The organism is Sulfitobacter sp. L-8, from assembly GCF_056859255.1.
The window spans coordinates 103734-119434 of sequence record NZ_JBSXOD010000053.1; the positions used below are offsets into that span (position 1 = coordinate 103734).

General features: G+C 55.1%; 15 protein-coding genes and 1 pseudogene. 11 read left to right on the forward strand and 5 right to left on the reverse strand.

Going from position 1 to position 15701, the window contains the following annotated elements; translation table 11 throughout:
* Position 1: 1 nt before the first annotated feature.
* Together AC13DE_RS13860 and AC13DE_RS13865 are read left to right on the forward strand one after the other, a co-directional pair.
* A complete protein-coding gene (locus tag AC13DE_RS13860) occupies positions 2-619 on the forward strand; it encodes an SCO family protein (protein WP_483048161.1) in 618 nt (205 codons plus the stop codon).
* Positions 620-694: 75 nt separating this feature from the next.
* Positions 695-1249: an ActR/PrrA/RegA family redox response regulator transcription factor gene (locus tag AC13DE_RS13865; RefSeq protein WP_446296322.1), complete on the forward strand. Its 555-nt coding sequence runs from the start codon at positions 695-697 to the stop codon at positions 1247-1249.
* A gap of 3 nt (positions 1250-1252) precedes the next feature.
* Here the strand turns inward: AC13DE_RS13865 and AC13DE_RS13870 are convergent, their stop codons facing one another.
* Positions 1253-1741, reverse strand: coding sequence for a GNAT family N-acetyltransferase (locus AC13DE_RS13870; protein WP_483048162.1), 489 nt, complete (start codon positions 1739-1741; stop codon positions 1253-1255).
* Positions 1741-2334: an HD domain-containing protein gene (locus AC13DE_RS13875; RefSeq protein WP_446296320.1), complete on the reverse strand. Its 594-nt coding sequence runs from the start codon at positions 2332-2334 to the stop codon at positions 1741-1743. Before AC13DE_RS13875 ends, AC13DE_RS13870 begins: the two co-directional genes overlap by 1 nt.
* A gap of 70 nt (positions 2335-2404) precedes the next feature.
* Between AC13DE_RS13875 and AC13DE_RS13880 the strand changes: the two genes are divergently transcribed.
* Positions 2405-2707: an S-adenosyl-L-homocysteine hydrolase gene (locus AC13DE_RS13880; RefSeq protein WP_446296319.1), complete on the forward strand. Its 303-nt coding sequence runs from the start codon at positions 2405-2407 to the stop codon at positions 2705-2707.
* Between the two features lie 95 nt (positions 2708-2802).
* Here the strand turns inward: AC13DE_RS13880 and AC13DE_RS13885 are convergent, their stop codons facing one another.
* A complete protein-coding gene (locus tag AC13DE_RS13885; RefSeq protein ID WP_483048163.1) occupies positions 2803-3219 on the reverse strand; it encodes a MerR family transcriptional regulator in 417 nt (138 codons plus the stop codon).
* Positions 3220-3442: 223 nt separating this feature from the next.
* Between AC13DE_RS13885 and AC13DE_RS13890 the strand changes: the two are divergent.
* The 4 genes and pseudogenes from AC13DE_RS13890 to AC13DE_RS13905 all read left to right on the forward strand — a co-directional run.
* Positions 3443-4215, forward strand: a pseudogene (locus AC13DE_RS13890) (FAD-dependent oxidoreductase); the annotation flags it as partial.
* Between the two features lie 224 nt (positions 4216-4439).
* Positions 4440-5786: a dihydrolipoyl dehydrogenase family protein gene (locus tag AC13DE_RS13895; RefSeq protein WP_483048164.1), complete on the forward strand. Its 1347-nt coding sequence runs from the start codon at positions 4440-4442 to the stop codon at positions 5784-5786.
* A 209-nt stretch (positions 5787-5995) separates the two neighbouring features.
* Complete coding sequence (gene ahcY / locus AC13DE_RS13900) at positions 5996-7384, forward strand: adenosylhomocysteinase (protein ID WP_446312824.1); 1389 nt, start codon at positions 5996-5998, stop codon at positions 7382-7384.
* Between the two features lie 227 nt (positions 7385-7611).
* The gene (locus AC13DE_RS13905; protein ID WP_483048165.1) at positions 7612-8772 is read left to right on the forward strand and encodes a pyridoxal phosphate-dependent aminotransferase; all 1161 of its coding nucleotides are present in this window, start codon (positions 7612-7614) and stop codon (positions 8770-8772) included.
* On the opposite strand, the gene AC13DE_RS13910 is transcribed toward AC13DE_RS13905, so the two are convergent.
* Complete coding sequence (locus AC13DE_RS13910) at positions 8769-9884, reverse strand: aminotransferase class V-fold PLP-dependent enzyme (protein WP_483048166.1); 1116 nt, start codon at positions 9882-9884, stop codon at positions 8769-8771. The two genes, AC13DE_RS13905 and AC13DE_RS13910, sit on opposite strands and share 4 nt — an antisense overlap.
* A gap of 120 nt (positions 9885-10004) precedes the next feature.
* Here AC13DE_RS13910 and AC13DE_RS13915 point away from each other — a divergent pair, with 120 nt between their 5' ends.
* Genes AC13DE_RS13915 through AC13DE_RS13930 form a run of 4 tightly spaced genes read left to right on the forward strand, consistent with a single transcriptional unit; the run spans position 10005 to position 15012 of the window.
* On the forward strand, positions 10005-10796 hold the full coding sequence (locus AC13DE_RS13915) for a cyclase family protein (protein ID WP_483048167.1): 792 nt from the start codon (positions 10005-10007) through the stop codon (positions 10794-10796).
* 56 nt (positions 10797-10852) lie between these two features.
* A complete protein-coding gene (locus AC13DE_RS13920) occupies positions 10853-11332 on the forward strand; it encodes a MarR family winged helix-turn-helix transcriptional regulator (protein WP_483048168.1) in 480 nt (159 codons plus the stop codon).
* A gap of 12 nt (positions 11333-11344) precedes the next feature.
* Positions 11345-13483, forward strand: a complete 2139-nt coding sequence (locus AC13DE_RS13925; RefSeq protein WP_483048169.1) for a thiamine pyrophosphate-dependent enzyme — start codon at positions 11345-11347, stop codon at positions 13481-13483.
* Positions 13480-15012 carry an indolepyruvate oxidoreductase subunit beta family protein gene (locus tag AC13DE_RS13930; protein ID WP_483048170.1) on the forward strand — a complete coding sequence of 511 codons (1533 nt, stop codon included), beginning with the start codon at positions 13480-13482 and terminating at the stop codon, positions 15010-15012. The genes AC13DE_RS13925 and AC13DE_RS13930 overlap by 4 nt, the downstream gene beginning before the upstream one ends.
* Here the strand turns inward: AC13DE_RS13930 and AC13DE_RS13935 are convergent.
* Complete coding sequence (locus tag AC13DE_RS13935; protein ID WP_483048171.1) at positions 14986-15678, reverse strand: DUF1045 domain-containing protein; 693 nt, start codon at positions 15676-15678, stop codon at positions 14986-14988. The two genes, AC13DE_RS13930 and AC13DE_RS13935, sit on opposite strands and share 27 nt — an antisense overlap.
* Between the last annotated feature and the right edge of the window lie 23 nt (positions 15679-15701).

Genomic DNA, 15701 nt, shown 5'->3' on the forward strand with positions numbered 1-15701 from the left:
GATGAGACTTGGATGGGTAACAGGCTTGATTTTGATCGTGCCTGCTGTGGCGTGGATAGCGTTTGAACTGGGTCTGTGGCCGAACGCCGCCGACAAATATGCGCAATGCAAGAGTTCTGCGGTCGCCGGGGGCGACGATCTGGGCGGACCATTCGAGCTGATAAACACCAACGGTCAGACAGTGACCGACAAGGATATCATCACCGAGCCGAGCTTGGTGTATTTTGGATATACCTACTGCCCGGATGTGTGCCCCATGGACGTTAGCCGAAATGCCGCTGCGGTCGACGTTCTGGCGGACCGTGGTCTGTCAGTGACGCCGGTATTCATCTCTATTGATCCAAAAAGAGACACGCCAACGGTTGTGGGCGAATTCGTCAGCTATATGCACCCCAAGATGGTCGGACTTACCGGAACGCCAGAACAAGTCAAAGCAGCAAGCGACGCGTACCGAACCTACTTCAAGGCGCATGAAGCTGAGGACGACACCTATTTGGTCGATCATACCACCATGACCTATCTTGTGATGCCGCAGGAAGGCTATGTGGATTTTTTCCGGCGTGATATCCCACCGGCCGATATGGCAGAAAAAGTCGCGTGCTTTGTCGAAAATCAGTAGAGTATTTGCCTATCTTCACAGAGGCGCATACTCTTTGCCCAAAGAGATGTTCAAGTGGTAGCGACGAGGCACGAAATGGTTCAGGAAAATGCGCTTGATCTAGTAGAAGATCGATCACTGCTGTTGATTGATGATGATGAGCCGTTTTTGCGACGTTTGGCCAAGGCGATGGAAAAACGGGGCTTTGACGTGGAGACAGGGGATTCAGTAGCAGCCGGTTGCGCTATCGCCACGGGCCGACCCCCGGCCTTTGCTGTGGTGGACCTGCGTCTGCAAGATGGCAACGGTCTGGATATCGTCGAAGTGCTGCGCGAAAAGCGACCCGACGCGCGGGTGGTTGTCTTGACTGGCTATGGTGCGATCGCGACGGCTGTCGCGGCTGTCAAGATCGGCGCAATTGACTATCTGTCGAAACCCGCCGATGCGAATGATATCACCAACGCCCTTTTGGCGACCGGCGATGATTTGCCCGCTCCGCCAGAAAACCCGATGAGCGCGGACCGCGTGCGTTGGGAACACATACAGCGTGTGTACGAGCTGTGTGATCGGAATGTTTCGGAAACGGCGCGACGCCTGAACATGCACAGACGCACCTTGCAGCGGATCCTGGCGAAAAGATCGCCACGCTAAAGTTCAGATATCATAGCGCTTGCTGATCTTCGTGACGATTTGACCTGTTTCAAGCTCCACATTGTCGTCAACGTGCCAAACGCGGAAACCCCGGCTTTGATAATAGGTTAAACCGCCGTTATTATCACCTCGGATCGTCGCATTGATCCAGGTATAGCCAATTCTTTCAGCGGCCCTGGCTGTTGCATCGAAAAGCGCCGAACCGATGCCAAGCCCTGTGCGCCCGACCTTCACAAAGCTGGCGATATCACACGCCGCCGCTGGAAGTTTCGGATGTGGGCTGATCCATTGAAAGCCGACCACGCCCCCCGCTGCGTCTTCCAGCGCGACGTGCCAGGCACTTTTGTCGGCGGCAAAGGCCATCCAGTCTTTCAGGTCCTGCGCGGTAACCGGTCGCACCAACGCGGTGGTGCCGCCGATCGCGATAATCTTGTTCAACAGCTGTGCCATTTCGGGCGCATCCAGAGAAAGAGCAGGCCGCACGACGATCATCAAAGGTCTCGCAGTAAATCATTGTGCCGTTCAGTAAAGGCAACACGGGTTTCGGTCGGGGGGCGCAGCACGATCGACAGCCCTTCTAATGTTGCAGGATCAGGTTTGCCGAAAAATCGCGACGATTCGGCGTGTGAAAATCCGGCAATCTGTGTAGCCTCCATCCACGCGCTGATTTTGTCGGCTTTCTTGATCTGTTGTTTGACGGATTTCGGGATTGCTGCCGGCAAACCAAATCTGATGTGAATTGCCGCTGTCAAGCGCTGGTCCAGCGCAGTGTATTCCGGACCGACAGCCGCCTTGACCGGCGATATCATATCACCGATCACGTATTCGGGCGCATCATGCAGTAATGCAGCCAGTCGCCACTTTGCCGGTGCCTTGGGGTTCAATCGCCCATAGATGGTTTCGACAAGCAACGAATGTTCGGCAACGGAATAGGCAAAATCACCGTGGGTTTGCCCGTTCCACCGCGCCACGAACGCCAGCCCGTGCGCGATGTCTTCGATCTCGATATCGACCGGCGTCGGGTCAAGAAGGTCTAGCCTGCGACCGGATAACATGCGTTGCCACGCGCGGGGTTGCTGCGCCATAGGATGCCTCTGCTTCAGGAATGTGGAACATTTACACAGTTTCCGTGTTCTTCCCATGAAGGAGACAATCATGAAACCTGTTATTTCAACTTTAGTCCTGACCCTTGCACTTGGCACGGTAAGTGCACCCGCCTTTGCCGGTGAAGTTTGCATGCCAGCACAGGAATTGAAGGCGTCATTGGTGGATTGGTACGGTGAGGAACCGGTCCCTAATCAGAAAGACGGCAATGTTCAGGTATGGGCGTCCGAAATGACCGGAACTTGGTCCGCGGTCAAAACATTATCGGATGGCACGGCTTGTGTAACTGCCCAAGGAACCAACTGGATGGCGGGTTTGGAAGCACAGCAAACGATTATTGCTTCTCTTGACTAGGAACATCAGGCACCTCCCATTGATGCCGGTTGATTGCCATGCCGTTTCTTTATGCGCTGTGGAGATCGGCGTTCTTGTCCCACGTAACCTTCTCATCAATCCAACAAAGCGTCTAACACGGCACATTCCGGTACATCAGCGCCGCTACAATGCGCCAGCGTGTTGCTAAGCGCGGTCTCGATCCGAACCAGGTCCGCGATTTTGGTCTGGACATCTTTAAGGTGCCCCAAAGCGATCTGCTCAACCTCTGCACACGACCGCGTTTCATTATCGACTAAGGTTAGCAACCCTCTTATTTCCTCGAGCGAAAATCCCAAGTCGCGGGCGCGCATCACAAACCGCAGGCGGCGCACATGATTTTCGTCATAGCAGCGATAACCGTTTGGGTCCCGGGGCGGGTCCGGCATCACGCCGATTGTCTCGTAATATCGAATTGTCTCTAGGTTGCATCCAGTTTCACGGGCCAACGCTGCCCGCTGCATCGGTCTCACGAAAGTGTTCTTCGTTTTCACTGAAATACTCCCTAAGCCTGTATCACCTACAGACCTTAAGACTCGTTGCAATTGATCGCAAGGAGACCCGCATGGACAAGCCAAAATCTGCCCCTACACCGATCAACGCTGACACAGACGAGAGCCGGAGCGGGTCGCCATAGCGTTTGCCGCGCTCGGGGCGCTGGCCATGACGTCGTGGTGTATCTTACCCATCGTTCTAGTCAGCTTGGGCGTCTGCGCGGGCGGTCGCGATATCACGGCACCCAAGACGTTGATCGCGACAGGGCGTCGTACGCTTGTCCCGGCGATCCGCGGGATCGAGGATGTCGATCTTCTCGACAGCAGTTCGCTTCCCGAACTGGAAACTCTGCCCGCCAGCCTGATCTTTGTCGGCACCGGCTAGATCGGTGCAGAATTGGCGCAAATGATGGCACGGATGGGGGTCAAGGTTACTCTTGTAACCCGCTCGCGCTTATTACCGGACGCTGAACCAGAGGTCTCTCAGGTTTTGGCGGATTTGTTCCGGGCTGAAGGTGCAACCGTCTTGACCGGTTCGTCTATATGGCGGCCTACGGGGCCAAGATCGCGACCCGCAATGCGGTCTTGGGCGGTAACAACTGCTATGACAACAGCGCGATGCCCTGGGTGGTATTCACTGACCCCAAAGGTGCAGGCGTTGACCTTGGCGAACGTCAGGCACGCAACGCGGGTTACGAGGTCAAGGTCTCCGAATTGCCTCTTGACCAAGTGCCGCGGGCGCAGGCTGCGCGCGACCCACGCGGGGTTATAAAGCTTGTCGCTGACCGGAAAACGGACCTGCTGCTTTGGGGCCAGATCATTGCTGCAGAAGGTTCCGACAGTATCCAGACGTTGGTGATGGCCCGAAAAGCGGGCATGACGATCAATGCGTTCGGCGACACGATCTTTCCCTATCTCACTACCGTGGAGGGGTTAAAGCTCGCTGCGCAGACCTTTGATAAAGATGTGACAATGCTGAGTTGCCGCGCAGGATAACGTTTGTGACCGTGACCTGACCTTCGCCGGGCAGGCCAGGGAAGCAGGCTCATGCATCGGGGCTTCGCATGGATGGCGGCTCAAGCGGAACTTTGGGGTTAGCCTGTAGTTGAATACAGAGCATTACGAGCACGGCTTGGTTGTCGAAGCCCTGTACGGGAAAATTATCACTCGCGTTATGCAGATACAGCGTGCCGCATGACAATAAAATGGGGAGATCCATCATGAGTACGACCTACGATCTGATAGTCATCGGAAGCGGTACCGCCGCGACGACCGTAGCGCGCCGCGTCAGCGCCGCAGGCCTTAGTGTGGCGGTTACCGATTTTCGCCCCTATGGCGGCACCTGTGCGTTGCGCGGATGTGACCCCAAAAAGATGTTGATTGGCGGAACGTCTGCTGCCGATCACGTACGTCGGATGGACGGTAAGGGGGTCGAGGGCGAGGTGCGGATTGATTGGCGCAGCCTCATGGAATTCAAACGCGGATTCACTGATCCTGTGCCAGAGAAGAAGGAAAAAAGCTTCTCGGATAGTGGTATCGCGACCTACCACGGAAAAGCGCGCTTTGCCGGCCCGAACTCGGTCGCAATCAATGACGAGAGGCTAGAGGCCAAGCATATCGTTCTGGCCACTGGATCTGAAGCGGTGACGCTGGGCATTTCGGGTGAGGAATACCTTGTTGATAGTCAAGGCTTCTTGGAAATGGAGCGTTTACCCCGCCGGATCGTGTTGGTCGGCGGAGGTTATATCGCGGCCGAGTTTTCGCACATCGCGGCGCGTGCCGGAGCGGAGGTGACGATCCTTCAGCAGGGTGACAGAATGCTGACTGGCTTTGACCCTGACCTTGTCGGGTGGTTGATGGAAAAATACGAAGATATCGGCGTGACGCTACATGCCGAAACCACGGTCGAACGTGTGGAAAAGACTGGCGATGCCTTTCGTGTTATCGCTGGGGGGAAAGGGGGGACCCGGACCTATGATGCGGATCTCGTCGTGCATGCAGCTGGACGCCAACCGGATTTCGCATCGCTTGATCTGGATGCCGGAGATGTAGAATTGCGTGATGGCAAGCTGGCCCTCAACGAGTATTTGCAAAGCACGTCGAACCCGGCGGTTTATGCTGCCGGCGACACCGCCCAAATGGGCCCACCACTGACGCCAGTATCAAATCATGACGGCAAGGTTGTCGCGGCCAATCTGCTGGACGGCAACCATATCACGCCAAATTATACTGGTGTGCCATCTGTCGCTTTCACCCTGCCGCCGATCGCACGGGTAGGGCTGGACGAGGCCCAAGTGCGCGAGAAAGGCCTGAAGTTCCGCATGCAATCCGATCGTACTCCGGGTTGGTTCTCGACACGTCAGCAGGCCGAAACCATTTCTGGCCACAAGGTTCTTGTAGAAGAAGGCAGCGGCCGCATCTTGGGTGCCCATCTGCTTGGGCCACATGCCGATGAGGTTATCAACATCTTTACCCTGGCCGTGCGGCACGGGCTGACCGCAGATCAACTAAAAGAAACGATGTTTGCCTATCCGACCGGGGCATCGGACATTTCGTCTATGCTTTAGAACAGGTTGAAATGCGGGTGCCACAGTTACCGCGCCCCCCGGAGCCAGGGTCCCTACAAAGTGAAAATAGCTGGGTAAACACCCGCGGCATCAAGATTCACGCGTCTAAGTCGCGCCCCGAAACCGTCCATGATTTCACCACCGTTGAGATTGCCTCATCAAAGTGCTAATCGCGTCCCAAATATCCGATTTTTGAAAAGGGATACCCCATGGCCAACGATTATATCGTTAAAGACATTAACCTTGCCGCGTACGGCCGCAAGGAGCTTGATATTGCTGAGACTGAAATGCCGGGTCTGATGGCGTTGCGTGCCGAGTACGGAGAAAAGAAACCGTTGAGCGGAGCGCGTATCGTAGGATCACTGCATATGACGATCCAAACAGCGGTTCTGATTGAAACGCTCAACTGCCTCGGTGCAGACGTGCGTTGGGCATCATGCAACATTTTCTCGACGCAGGATCATGCAGCAGCGGCCATCGCTGCTGGCGGAACGCCGGTTTTCGCGATCAAAGGCCAGTCGCTGGAAGAGCACTGGGACTATTTGGACAAATCCTTTCAGTTCCCCGATGGACCGAACCTGATTTTGGACGATGGCGGCGACGCGACACTATACATACTGTTGGGTGCGCGCGCGGAAGCGGGCGAAGATGTGATTTCTGTGCCCACATCCGAAGAAGAAGTCGCTATCAAGGCGCAGATCAAGAAGCGGATGGAAGCATCCCCCGGTTGGTTCACCAAAATGCGCGACCAGATCAAAGGCGTTTCCGAAGAAACAACGACTGGCGTGCATCGCTTGTATGAACTGGTCAAGCAAGGTCAGTTGCCTTTCCCTGCGATCAACGTGAACGACTCTGTCACCAAGTCGAAGTTTGACAATAAGTATGGCTGCAAGGAATCGCTGGTCGATGGTATCCGTCGGGCAACAGACACCATGATGGCGGGTAAAGTAGCCGTCGTCATGGGTTATGGTGACGTCGGCAAAGGCTCTGCTGCTTCGTTGGCTGGTGCGGGCGCACGTGTAAAAGTCACTGAAGTAGACCCTATCTGTGCGCTTCAAGCTGCCATGGACGGGTTTGAAGTGGTGCTGTTGGAAGACGTGTTGGCCACCGCTGATATCTTCATCACCACCACCGGCAACAAAGACGTGATCCGCATCGAGCATATGCGCGAGATGAAGGACATGGCGATTGTTGGCAATATCGGCCACTTCGACAATGAGATCCAAGTCGCCGCGCTAAAGAACCATAAATGGACCAACATCAAGGAACAGGTCGATATGATCGAGATGCCGAACGGCAATCGTCTGATCCTGCTCTCCGAAGGTCGTTTGTTGAACCTTGGTAATGCCACCGGCCACCCGTCGTTTGTGATGTCCGCGTCATTCACCAACCAGGTGTTGGCGCAGATCGAACTGTGGGAAAATACCGGCGCGTACGAGAACAAGGTATACATCCTGCCCAAGCACCTGGACGAAAAGGTGGCCCGACTGCACCTTGATCGTATCGGCGTGAAGCTCACGCAACTTAGCAGTGAACAAGCCGCCTATATCGGGGTAACGCCCGAAGGACCGTTCAAGCCTGAACACTACCGCTATTGAGCAAGTCATAAAGTTACCATGAAAGCCGCCTGGACATAAGTTTGGGCGGGTTTTGTGTCTCTGTACGGGCGTAACAGTGTAAAACCAGCGCAGGGTCCGCCGGCCTCTGACCGTCGAGCTCCGGATAAATATCGCCGACAGAGCGGTCCGTTTCGGTTTGGTGTTCTGGCTGACCTGCGGTATCAAAATTAATGCAAACGTAGGTGTTAAGTTGCAAGGAAAGCGGAATGGCCATTCGCCCTGCCCGACGAATTACCGACACCAGTCCTAAAAACTTTGGCATGTTCGCCAAAGCTGTCGGCATGCCGGGTGACCTGATCCATCTGGAACTCGGCATGCCTGCCGACGACACCCCCCAGCATATAAAGGACGCAACGATTGCAGCTCTGCAAAACGGCCACGTTCACTATTCAGACCTGCAAGGGCTCTCCGAACTGCGTCAGGCGTTGTCCCACAAGCTGAAGCGTCAGAACGCGATCGATGTCACCGCTGATGAGATTCTGATCACCAACGGTTTGACCCAAGGGTCGTTTGCAGCCTTCATGGGTTTTCTTGACGCGGGTGATGAGGCATTGCTGCTTGCCCCCTATTATCCGCAGCATATTGGCAAAGCCGAACTGGCCGGGGCCAAAGCCACCATTGCGCCATTGGATGCCACAAACGGATTTTCGATCAATCGCGCCTTGATAGAGCCTGTTATCACTTCAGCCACCCGGGTGATTGTGTTGGTCAATCCCTGTAACCCTACCGGTCGGGTGTACAGTCTTGACGAATTGCAGATTATCGCTGATTTGGCCCGGGAATATGATCTGCTGGTGATTTCGGACGAGGTTTATGAAGAAATCACCTATGACACGCCTCATATTTCGATCGCCTCATTGCCCGGCATGAAAGAGCGGACGATCACGCTTTTCGCATTTACCAAAGCGTATGCGATGGACGGCTGGCGACTGGGATACGTTGCCGCGGCCGAAGTATTGATGCCCCCGCTGATGAAAATTACCACCAATGACGCCACCCATGTGAACACGTTTATCCAATACGGAGCGCTGGCGGCGGTAACTGGCGATAGTTCCGTGTTGGCGACTCTGGTAGCGCGGGACCGCGAGCGACGTGATTATGTGGTCGGGCGACTAAATCAAATGCCCGGCGTGACGTGTGCCGATGTCCAGGGTGCGATCTATGCGTTTCCCGATATCACGGCAACCGGGTTGCACGCCCAGGAATGTGCGGACCGTTTATTGCGCGACACCGGCGTGGTTGTGGAAGCAGGCAGTTTCTATGGCACCGCCGGCGAGGGGCATCTACGTGTTTGTTTCGGCTGCGCTGAACTAGAGGTGCTGGCCGATGCAATGGATCGTATGCAGCGCTTTTTCAACAGCCTCTAAACAAGGGAGATAAGCTGATCGAACAATTTATCTACGTGGTGTTCGGTGGTAATCGCCCCTGGTGACAGACGCAGGATCTGCCCGCGCGCGTCAACGTAAATAGACTGTTCGCGCAATTGTTGCACCAGCGTTTGACTATCTGTCGTTTCAGGCAATTGAATCATAACCGATCCGCCGCGCCGGTCGTGCAGGCGCGGGGTTGCGACGGTAAGCCCAGCGTGGTCCGCCGCCACGATGATCTGATCGGTAAGTGACCGGTTATGTGCCAACAGGCCTTCCTGCGTGGCATGCCATTTCAACGCAGGGACAGACCCTAAACAAGCTAGAACTGAAGGTGTTCCGTTGTCGAACCGCCGCGCATCCGGGGCGTATTTAAATGCATCGAGGTCCCATGAAAACGGATTTTCCTGTGAAAACCATCCGCGCAGCTCTGGGGTGACCTGTTCGATCAGGTTAGTGTGCATTTGAATTATACCGGCCCCGGGCGTGCCGCACAGCCATTTGAGGCTGGAGGAAACTGCAAAATCCACTGGATGATCGACTAGAGAGAATGGGATGATCCCGATGCCTTGGGTCAAATCAAGACCTACCAGAGACCCCATGGTCTTTCCATGCTGCAACAACCGCGAGAGATCGCACTGATGCGAGCTTGTAGAGGTTACGAAGGTTAACAACGCCAGGCCGACATCTGGCCCCCACGCATCGAGCATGTCATCGTCCTGCACCCAGAACTGCCCGTCCCGCATCGGAACAGTATCCAGCACAAAACCCATCCGATCGGCGAGACCACTCAGCAGGAAATGCAGAGACGGAAAGCAATCTGCCGCGATCAGCAGTCTCTTGCCACGCAGGTAACCGGGGGGCAGGCCACCGATCACCGAAAAAAGTGCCGTAGTTACATTTTCTGCACTGGTCAGGCTGCCATCCGGTGCGTGAATCAAGGTGCGCCATCGCGACAGGAACTCTTCCCTTTTGGTGAGCACCTTCGGCCACTGACCATCATCCGCTGCGGCCCAAATATCGGCAAATTCAGACATGGCATTTGCCATCTGGATAGCTTTGCCAGGGTATTGCCCAATCGAATGATAAAGAAAGTATGCGTGGTCCATCATCGCTACCTTGGAATAGTGTCTTATGTTAGGGCAAATGTAATTTTAGTTGCAAACGCATATAACGCTACCTAGCATCTTACCCAATACACGTTAGACGGTACAGGATAGGGAGTGACGACGATGAACAGCGAAAATAGTCTGACGAACCTTGCTATGATGTTGGCATCAGGTGACGTGAAAGTGGTAGATTGCACGGGTGTTTTGGGACCGGATACGCCGATTCTCAGGCTGCCCGAGGATTTCGCCAAAAATACCCCTAAAGTCGAAATTCACAAGATCAGTGAATACGATGAGGACGGCCCGTTCTTTGCGTGGAACTGGCTGAAGCTGGGCGAACATTCCGGTACCCATTTCGACGCTCCTCATCACTGGATCACCGGCAAGGATTACGATGACGGGTTTACCGATACCCTTGATGTCCAGCGGCTTGTCGCCCCGGTAAACGTAATTGATTGCTCGGAAGAGACAGCTAAAAACGAAGACTTTCTGTTAACCGCCGACAGCGTAAAAGCATGGGAGTCAGAATATGGCGAGATCGGTCCGGGTGAATGGGTGGTTATGCGCACCGATTGGGACAAACGTGCGACTGACGAGGCCAGGTTTCTGAATGCCGATGATTCTGGCCCTCATAGTCCCGGCCCGACGCCTGACTGTATCGAGTATCTTTTGTCAAAAGGGATCGTGGGGTGGGGAACGCAATGTATAGGTACCGATGCCGGACAAGCCGGCGGAATGGAGCCCCCGTATCCCGCGCACAATCTATTGCATCGCGATAATTGCTTTGGGTTGGCCAGCCTTGCAAATCTTGATCAATTGCCGGCAAAGGGGGCGATCCTGATCGCCGCCCCGTTGAAAATAAAGCATGGGACCGGCAGCCCGATCCGTGCACTTGCCCTTGTTCCCAAAGACTGAAAAACAGCGCCCCAATTTCGGCAATCTGGTGCTGAAGCTGCATAAGGAACCAGCGTGTGATTCTACAGGACATACCTTCAGATAAGGCTCGAAAACTGGCTGAAATGGGGTTGGAAAACTTTGCGCCCTATTTGATGAACCGGTTAATGGGGCGCTATAACGCCGCCCTGCGGGAAGAGATGGCAAAGCTGGGTTTGACCACAACGCAAATGCGATCGCTTGCAGTGTTGTCCGTGTTGGATGGTATTTTGATCCGCGAACTGGCGGTTTACGCGGTCGTACAACAATCGACCCTAAGCAGAGGGTTGGATGCATTAGTGCAAGACGGATTGGTCGCGCGACTGCCTGACCCCAACGACAGCAGAGCCACGCGGATATTTATGACTGACGCTGGCCGCAAGACCTTTGATCAGCTTTGGCCACACATGTCCAACGCCTACGAGGCAATGTTCCGCGGTGTCACAGAAACAGAGAAAAGTGCCTTTGTTGGTACCTTGCAGAAAATGCTGAAGAACATTCGCAAGCATGATTTTTAAAGGGGGAATTCAGTGGCGGAAAGATCCTTTAGCAATGAAGTCGAATATCTGCGTCTGGGTCACGGGGAAACCTTTACCGGCGAAGGTATTTTGGCCATTACCAAGGCCCTGTTGGAAAATGGCGTGGGCTATGTCGGCGGGTATCAGGGGGCACCGATCAGCCATTTGATGGACGTACTTGCAGACGCGCAGGATGTTCTTGATGAACTGGGCGTGAGGTTCGAGGCAAACGCGAGCGAAGCCGCCGCTGCCGCAATGTTGGCGGCATCGGTGCATTACCCGATCCGAGGTGCGGTAACGTTCAAAGGCCCGGTAGGGGTCAACGTGGCGGCTGACGCGCTGGCCAACCTCAGTTCGTCGGGGGTGACCGGCGGCGCGTTGGTGATCGTGGGCGAAGACTACGGTGAAGGATCGTCCATCATGCAAGAGAGATCTCACGCCTTCGCGATGAAGTCTCAGTTCTGGCTGCTGGATCCGCGCCCCAATCTGCCCAGCATCACCAAGGCCGTCAAGGACGGGTTCGAGCTGTCTGAAGCGAGCAATACGCCGGTGATGCTGATGGTACGGATCAGGTCTTGTCACGTCACCGGCAGTTTTGAGACCCGCGATAACGTGGTGCCGCCGCTTACGGTAAAAGACGCGCTTCGCGACCCGCGCAGTGACTTTTCGCGCGTGGTTCTCCCCCCGATGAGCTATCTTCACGAACAGGACAAGATCGCAAATCGCTGGCCCGCCGCCGAGACCTTTATTGTGAAAAATGGGCTGAATGAAGTATTCGGCCCTCGCCACGCGCCGTTGGGCATTGTTGTGCAGGGCGGCATGTACAACGGCGTGGTGCGTGCGCTGCACCGTCTGGGATTGGCCGATATCTATGGCGATAGCAAGATACCGATTTATGTGCTGAACGTCACATATCCCTTGATCAGAGAAGAATTCGACCAGTTTTGCGTAGGCAAGGGTCATGTTTTGGTTGTCGAGGAAGGCCAGCCAGACTTTATCGAACAACAGCTGGGCAGCATGCTGTACAAGTCCCGTAGTTCCGTGGCCTTGCACGGTAAGGATGTTTTTCCAATGGCGGGGGAATACACCGGTCAGGTAATGCTTGACGGTATCACAGCATTCCTCAAAACCGTTGCACCGAACCTGTTGCCCGGCCAGGTGCGCGCGCCTAACACGGTCGCGCCGGAAATCCCGGATCTTACAAAGACTGTTCCAATCCGCCCGCCAGGGTTTTGCACAGGCTGTCCCGAACGACCGATTTTTGCAGCGATGAAGCTGACCGAGCAAGAGCTTGGCAAACACCAGATCAGCGGAGATATCGGCTGTCACCTGTTCGCTTCGCTTCCGCCGTTCGAAATTGGTGGTGCAACTATGGGATACGGTCTGGGCCCAGCATCCAACGCAGCTTTTGACGGTGGGGGGGAACGCCGGGCGATCTCTATCTTGGGTGACGGAGGATTTTGGCACAACGGCCTGAGCTCATCTATCGGGAACATGGTATTCAACAAATCCGACAACGTTGTCGTGATTGTCGACAATTATTATTCTGCTGCGACCGGCGGCCAGGATGTACTGTCTAGCCGTGCGCACAACGACACTAAATCGACGAATAACCCCATATCAAAGGCCTTAGGCGGGATAGGCGTTGAATGGATCAGGCAGATCGACCGCACATATGATGTGGGCCGGATGCGAGATGTTCTGCGCGACGCCCTGACCACCGATTACAAGGGCCCAAAGGTGATAATCGCATCATCGGAATGTATGCTCAACAAGCAGCGCCGTGAAAAACCGCAACGCGACCTTGCCATACATGAAGGTCAGCGTACCAGCGTTCCGCGCTTTGGCGTCGACCCGGACATATGCACGGGTGATCATGCTTGTATCCGTCTGTCAGGGTGCCCGTCCTTGTCGCTGAAAAAGCTTGATGACCCGCTACGCGATGACCCTGTTGCGCATATTGATCAGACTTGCGTTGGTTGTGGCAACTGCGGTGAGGTCGCAGATACGGCAATTCTTTGCCCTTCTTTCTATCAGGTAGATGTGGTGCACAACCCCAAGCGTCACGAGGCATGGCGCACCCGGCAGCGCAACAAGGTGATTGCCTGGTTACAAAAACGCCGCAGCGCAAAGCGGCTGGCATTCTCATGACCGGTGACCTTTCGGGGGGGCCTGTCAGGGCGCAAACGCCAGGTATAACAAAACTGGCGATAATGGCCGTTGGCGGGCAGGGCGGCGGAGTATTGACCGGCTGGATCGAAAAGCTGGCACGGGCACAGGGATATAGCGTTCAAGCGACAAGCGTCGCAGGCGTCGCACAACGAACAGGCGCGACGATTTATTACGTGGAAATGGCTCCGGCCAGCGAACGACCTCCGGTCTTTGCCTTGGCACCATCCGCTGGCGACGTAGATATCTTGATCGCCGCCGAGATGATGGAGATGGGACGCGCCATCATGAGGGGGTTTGTAACGCCCGACAAAACAACGCTGATAGGATCGACTCATCGTGCGCTGGCGGTATCGGAAAAATCAGCCCCTGGCGACGGCATCGCGAATGCCAAAGAGGTCCATGCCGCGGCGGAAATTGCTGCGCAGACACTAATACTTGCCGATATGGAGCGGCTGGCCGTAGCACACGGTTCGAATATATCGGCCAGCCTATTTGGAGCGCTGGCTGCATCGGGCACATTACCTTTTTCTCGAGCGGCCTTTGAAAATACCATTCGCGAAAGCGGCAAAGGTGTCGGCCCAAGCTTACAGGCATTTTCAGCAGGGTTTGATGCGACCTTGGGGCTGAATGACAACGATACCGCCGCCCGGTCGTCGACGCTTGCATCCGTAGGCCAAGCCAATCCTACGCTGCAGTGGGAGGTGTTGCGTAACCGTATTGATGCCCTTCCTGAGCCGGTTCATCAGATGGCCTTGGCAGGTCTTGAAAAAGCGGTCGATTTTCAAGATTGTGCCTACGGCAGTCTCTACCTTGACCGGCTGGAACCGATCGTCGCTCTAGACAGGGCCTCTGATCACTGGCTGCTTGCGGTTACGGCGGCAAAATACATTGCAAATGCCATGGCCTATGACGATATCATCCGTGTGGCGGATATCAAAACCCGTGGTCCCCGCTTTGATCGTATACGAGCCGAAATGAGTGTCCGGTCTGATCAGGGAATGCAGTTGACCGAATATTTCCACCCGCGGGCCGAAGAAATTTCGGGCCTGTTGCCACGAGGGTTGGGAGCAAGAGTTGAGAACAGCCCACGCGCCATGGCTTGGTTGAACCGTTGGTTTGGCAAGGGGCGTCGTCTGCGCATCGATAGCATACCCGCGTTTTTGCTGCTCTATTGGCTTGGTGGTTTAAGATCTTATCGCTTGAAAACCCGCCGGCACGCTATCGAAGTTGCACATTTGGATGCTTGGATGCACCAAAGCTTGGCACCATTGGCTTCCAACTATATGCTTAGTGTCGAATTGCTACGGTGCCGGCGGCTGATAAAGGGATATTCAGATACGCACGGCCGCGGGCAATCAAAATTCGCGAACGTGATGCAGGGTGCGGATTTGGTGAAAGATCGCAAGGACGCTGCTGAATGGGTTGCACGGTTACATGCGGCAGCCCTGCAAGACCCGGACGGCAAGGCGCTGTCCGGTGCGCTAGAGACAATTCGAAGCTTTTCCTAAAGCAAATCGAGAGATCTCGTGAAAATAACCATCGCTGGCTTCGCCACACAAGCTCAGGCTGCCCAGAATGAAAGGGGACAAACTGGCTGGTTCAAGATAATCCCGCAACAGAGACGATATTGAACAGCTCTGCTCTGGTGCCAACGGCCCGGTCAGTGTGATGTGGAACCGGAAATACTCTTTCACGTGAGGGTAGCCAAAGTATCTCAAGTAGATGCGCTGCTGTTCTGTCAACGCCGGGGAATTCTTTCGCGCAAATTCTTCATCGCTCAAGGGCGCGCGAAATTCTTCAAACCTTTTGACCGTGTCGTCGGCCAGATTTCGCAACGCCCGTGTGTCGCCCTGCGGGGTAAGTGCCAGAAACCGACCGAGCCGGGACAACGCAAGCCCGTCCAGATCAACGGGTCGGCGGTCTTTGCAAAACGTTTCCAACGCGTCTGCTAATCCGTTTTCCGTCTGGCCATCCGCCAGCCTGAAGGGTGCTTTAATCGTCCCGTGCAAGCCGTATTTCCTGGGTCGCCGAGTGATCTTTTCAACATTCACGCCAGAATAATCGGGCTGAACAACGGTAAAGCCGGTTTTGATATCCCATCCCAACCACGCGGCACCCAAGCGGGAAAAGGTGCCGGGGGGTGGGGTGAAATAGATGGCATAGCGATTGTACATAAAACGCCTCTTTTCGCCCTACC

What these genes read in the sequence shown, in the direction of transcription:
- ahcY (WP_446312824.1), top strand. Translation starts at nt 5,996, where the DNA reads ATGGCCAACGATTATATCGTTAAAGACATTAACCTTGCCGCGTACGGC.
- AC13DE_RS13860 (WP_483048161.1), top strand. Translation starts at nt 2, where the DNA reads ATGAGACTTGGATGGGTAACAGGCTTGATTTTGATCGTGCCTGCTGTG.
- AC13DE_RS13915 (WP_483048167.1), top strand. Translation starts at nt 10,005, where the DNA reads ATGAACAGCGAAAATAGTCTGACGAACCTTGCTATGATGTTGGCATCA.
- AC13DE_RS13935 (WP_483048171.1), bottom strand. Translation starts at nt 15,678, where the DNA reads ATGTACAATCGCTATGCCATCTATTTCACCCCACCCCCCGGCACCTTT.
- AC13DE_RS13880 (WP_446296319.1), top strand. Translation starts at nt 2,405, where the DNA reads ATGAAACCTGTTATTTCAACTTTAGTCCTGACCCTTGCACTTGGCACG.
- AC13DE_RS13870 (WP_483048162.1), bottom strand. Translation starts at nt 1,741, where the DNA reads ATGATCGTCGTGCGGCCTGCTCTTTCTCTGGATGCGCCCGAAATGGCA.
- AC13DE_RS13930 (WP_483048170.1), top strand. Translation starts at nt 13,480, where the DNA reads ATGACCGGTGACCTTTCGGGGGGGCCTGTCAGGGCGCAAACGCCAGGT.
- AC13DE_RS13875 (WP_446296320.1), bottom strand. Translation starts at nt 2,334, where the DNA reads ATGGCGCAGCAACCCCGCGCGTGGCAACGCATGTTATCCGGTCGCAGG.
- AC13DE_RS13905 (WP_483048165.1), top strand. Translation starts at nt 7,612, where the DNA reads ATGGCCATTCGCCCTGCCCGACGAATTACCGACACCAGTCCTAAAAAC.
- AC13DE_RS13910 (WP_483048166.1), bottom strand. Translation starts at nt 9,884, where the DNA reads ATGATGGACCACGCATACTTTCTTTATCATTCGATTGGGCAATACCCT.
- AC13DE_RS13865 (WP_446296322.1), top strand. Translation starts at nt 695, where the DNA reads ATGGTTCAGGAAAATGCGCTTGATCTAGTAGAAGATCGATCACTGCTG.
- AC13DE_RS13895 (WP_483048164.1), top strand. Translation starts at nt 4,440, where the DNA reads ATGAGTACGACCTACGATCTGATAGTCATCGGAAGCGGTACCGCCGCG.